The following is a 3,987-nucleotide window of genomic DNA, read 5'->3' as shown; positions in this document are numbered from 1 at the left end:
GGGACAGCTTGCCGAGGCCGAGCAGCATCCCGGAGTACGGCAGCCAGGCCAGAAACAGCAGGTGGTGCTGGCCGATCACGTTGAAGAGGGCGAACCGCGGGGCGCGGATGGCCCTCGCGCCGAGTTTGGCGATGATCCAGTTGAGGGGGCCCAGTTCGCGGAAACCTCCGGGCTGGATGCGGGCGGGGGCAGTCTCGGGAGCGCTCACCATTGCGAGTCTAGGACGTCATGTGTGCTTGACCAGGTACGGCGACACCGTGCTCCGGTGCTCGTCGAGGTCGAGGGCCCGGCCCAGTGCGGGAAAGGCGCGTTGCGGGCAGTTGTCTCGTTCGCACACCCGGCAGCCGGCACCGATGGGCGTGGCAATCTCACCGGACAGATCGAGGCCTTCGGAGTACACCAGGCGCTGGGCGTGGCGTAACTCGCAACCGAGTCCGATCGCGAAGGTCTTGCTTGGCTGGCCGTAGCGCGACGCCCGGCGTTCGACGGTGCGCGCCACCCACATGTAGTGCCGGCCATCTGGCATCTGAGCGATCTGAACCAGAATCTTGCCGGGGTTCGCGAACGTCTCGTAGACGTTCCACAACGGGCAGGTGCCGCCACTGGAGGAGAAGTGAAAACCCGTGGCGGACTGGCGTTTCGACACGTTGCCCGCTCGATCGACGCGGACGAACGACAGCGGCACGCCCCGCATCGACGGCCGCTGCAACGTAGACAGCCGGTGTGCGATGGTCTCGTAGCTGACCGAGTAGAACGCCGAGAGGCGTTCGACGTCGTAGCGGAAGTTCTCGGCGACGTCGTGAAACTGGCCGTACGGAAGGACGGTGGCCGCCGCGAAGTAGTTGGCCAAGCCAAGGCGGGCCAGGGTGCGCGAGTCGTCGCTGGTGAAGTTGCCCTCGTCGACCAGGGTGTCGATGAGGTCGCCGAACTCGAGGAAGGCCAACTCGGCCGCGAGCTTGAACACCGTCTGCCCGGAGGGCAGATGTCCGGCGATGTCGAGGGTCTTCGTCGCGGGGTCGAATCGGTGTAGCACGGTGTCGCCGAGATCCATTCGCTTGACGATGTGAACGCCGTGCACCCGAACCAGCCGGTCGGACAATTCGGCAGCCAGATCGGCGCGGTGCATGCGCATCCGGACGGTGAGGTCCTCGGCGGCGGTGTCGAGTTCGTGGAGGTAGTTCTGCCGTTGGTAGAAGTAGTCCCGCACCTCCTCGTGCGGCATGGTGATCGACCCGCTACCGCTGCCGTCGGAGAAGCGGTCTTCGGTGGCGGCCGCCAGCTGGGTGGTGGCCAGCCGGTAACGCTGGTGCAGGTTGACCATCGCGCGGGACAGCGTCGGATGTGCACTGACGAGGTCGGCGATCTCGGACAGTTCGACGTCGATCCCGACGTCGCGGTCCATCGTCACTTCCCGCAGCTCGGCTACCAGCCTGGTGTCATCTTGGCTGGCGAAGAACGTCGCGTCGACGCCGAACAGATCGGTGATGCGCAGTAGCACCGCCACCGTCAAGGGCCGCACGTCGTGTTCGATCTGGTTCAGGTAGCTGGGGGAGATGTCGAGCATCTGGGCGAGCGCGGCCTGGCTGAAGCCGCGTTCGCCGCGCAGCTGGCGAACCCGCGATCCGACGAAGGTCTTGGCCACGGGCAAAAGCATAACGAGCTTGTGAAGGCGGCCTTCGCAGGCTTGGCAGATCGGACGCTCGTGGCATTATCGGCAGCCGTGAGTACCAAAGGGGGCCCCGGTGTCGGGCTAGCGAAGTCGATGATGCCCGTCCCCGATCCGCACCCCGACGTCTTCGACATCGAATGGCCGCTGCGGGTCGCCGACGTCGACCGTGAGGGCAGGCTGAAGTTCGACGCCGCGACGCGCCACATTCAGGACATCGGTTCCGATCAGCTGCGTGAGATGGGGTTCGAGGAGACCCACCCGCTGTGGATCGTCCGTCGCACCATGATCGACATGATCGAACCCATCGTGTTCAAGGACATGCTTCGGTTGCGCCGCTGGTGCTCGGGCACCTCCAACCGGTGGTGCGACATGCGGGTGCGGGTCGAGGGCCGCAGGGGCGGTCTGATCGAGTCCGAGGCGTTCTGGATCAACATCAACCGTGAGACGCAGGGGCCCGCGCGCATCTCGGACGACTTCATCGCGGGGCTGCAGAAGACGACTTCCGTCGACCGGCTGAGGTGGAAGGCGTACTTGAAGCCTGGGCTTCGAGAAGATGCGGAGGACGTCCGTCAATTTCCGGTCCGCGTCAGCGACATCGACATCTTCGATCACATGAACAACTCGGTCTACTGGAGCGTCGTCGAGGAGTACCTCGCCGCCCAGCCCGAGCTGATGGCCGGACCGCTGCGCGTGACAATCGAGCACGATTTGCCGGTGGCGTTGGGGGACAGGCTGGAGATCATCCGCCACGTGCACCCGGCGGGGTCGACCGACAAGTTCGGCGAGGACTTGACGGATCGCGCTGTTACAACGCTCACATATGTCGTCGGCGACGAGGTCAAGGCCGTCGCCGCCCTGTTCCCGCTGTGACTCGGCCGGTTTAACAGTACGGGCGTACTGACCTGCGAAAACTTGCTACCCATCGGTAGCTTCTGAACCGTTTCAGCTCATTGCTTCCTTCGCAACCTTCGCAAATTCACGGTTGGTGTTGGCGAAAATTGACACCTGAAACAGGTGGACCTGCGGATATGCGTTGTGACACTGTTGTGTAAGCAGAAACGATAACTCGCGGTGGCGTTAACAACGTATGAAGGCAACGTCGCCAGGAACACGTAACCGAAGGAGCGCAATGTCCACCGTTGGCACGCCGAAGAGCCCCGAGCAGATCCAGCACGACTGGAACACCAACCCCCGCTGGAAGGGCATCGAGCGCACGTACTCCGCCGAGGACGTCGTCGCCCTGCAGGGTCACGTCGTCGAGGAGAGCACGCTGGCCCGCCGCGGCTCCGAGGTGCTGTGGGAGCAGCTCCACGACATGGACTACGTCAACTCGCTCGGTGCGCTGACCGGCAACCAGGCCGTGCAGCAGGTCCGCGCCGGCCTCAAGGCCATCTATCTGTCCGGGTGGCAGGTCGCCGGCGACGCCAACCTCTCCGGCCACACCTACCCCGACCAGAGCCTGTACCCCGCCAACTCGGTGCCCCAGGTCATCCGCCGGATCAACAACGCGCTGCTGCGCGCTGACCAGATCGCCAAGGTCGAGGGCGACCGGTCGATCGAAAACTGGCTCGCGCCGATCGTCGCGGACGGTGAGGCTGGCTTCGGTGGTGCGCTCAACGTCTACGAGCTGCAGAAGGCCATGATCGCCGCCGGTGTCGCCGGTTCGCACTGGGAGGACCAGCTGGCGTCGGAGAAGAAGTGTGGCCACCTCGGTGGCAAGGTGCTGATCCCCACGCAGCAGCACATCCGCACCCTCACCTCCGCGCGCCTGGCCTCTGACGTCGCCGACGTCCCGACGGTCGTCATCGCCCGCACCGACGCCGAGGCAGCCACGCTGATCACCTCCGACGTCGACGAGCGCGATCAGCCGTTCATCACCGGTGAGCGCACCAAGGAAGGCTTCTACCACGTCAAGAACGGCCTGGAGCCCTGCATCGCCCGCGCCAAGGCGTACGCGCCATACTCGGATCTCATCTGGATGGAGACCGGCACCCCGGACCTGGAGCTGGCCAAGAAGTTCGCCGAAGGCGTCAAGAGCGAGTTCCCCGACCAGATGCTGGCCTACAACTGCAGCCCGTCGTTCAACTGGAAGCAGCACCTGGACGACGCGACCATCGCCAAGTTCCAGAACGAGCTCGGCGCAATGGGATTCAAGTTCCAGTTCATCACCCTCGCCGGCTTCCACGCCCTGAACTACTCGATGTTCGATCTGGCCCACGGCTACGCCCGCAACCAGATGAGCGCCTACGTCGAGCTGCAGGAGCGCGAGTTCGCCGCCGAGGAGCGTGGCTACACCGCGACCAAGCACCAGCGCGAGG

3 protein-coding genes and 1 pseudogene are annotated in these 3,987 nt (G+C 64.8%); 2 read left to right on the top strand and 2 right to left on the bottom strand.

The features are described 5' to 3' along the window. Positions 1-208: pseudogene (locus QOD90_RS05050) on the bottom strand (carboxymuconolactone decarboxylase family protein); the annotation flags it as partial. Between the two features lie 18 nt (positions 209-226). Further along, positions 227-1,642, bottom strand: a complete 1,416-nt coding sequence (ramB, locus tag QOD90_RS05045; protein ID WP_526347291.1) for an acetate metabolism transcriptional regulator RamB — start codon at positions 1,640-1,642, stop codon at positions 227-229. Between the two features lie 120 nt (positions 1,643-1,762). Between ramB and QOD90_RS05040 the strand changes: the two genes are divergently transcribed. Together QOD90_RS05040 and aceA are read left to right on the top strand one after the other, a co-directional pair. Beyond that, positions 1,763-2,539 (top strand): acyl-[acyl-carrier-protein] thioesterase, encoded by a 777-nt coding sequence (locus QOD90_RS05040; protein ID WP_526347293.1) that lies wholly within the window; start codon positions 1,763-1,765, stop codon positions 2,537-2,539. A gap of 259 nt (positions 2,540-2,798) precedes the next feature. After that, positions 2,799-3,987: isocitrate lyase (aceA, locus tag QOD90_RS05035; RefSeq protein ID WP_526347289.1), on the top strand; the 1,189-nt coding region annotated here is incomplete at its 3' end.

It is taken from the genome of Mycobacterium sp. (genome assembly GCF_032161845.1).
GTDB lineage: Bacteria > Actinomycetota > Actinomycetes > Mycobacteriales > Mycobacteriaceae > Mycobacterium.
The sequence above is the reverse complement of the archived record's forward strand: the minus strand, read 5'-3'. Positions and strand labels throughout refer to the sequence as shown.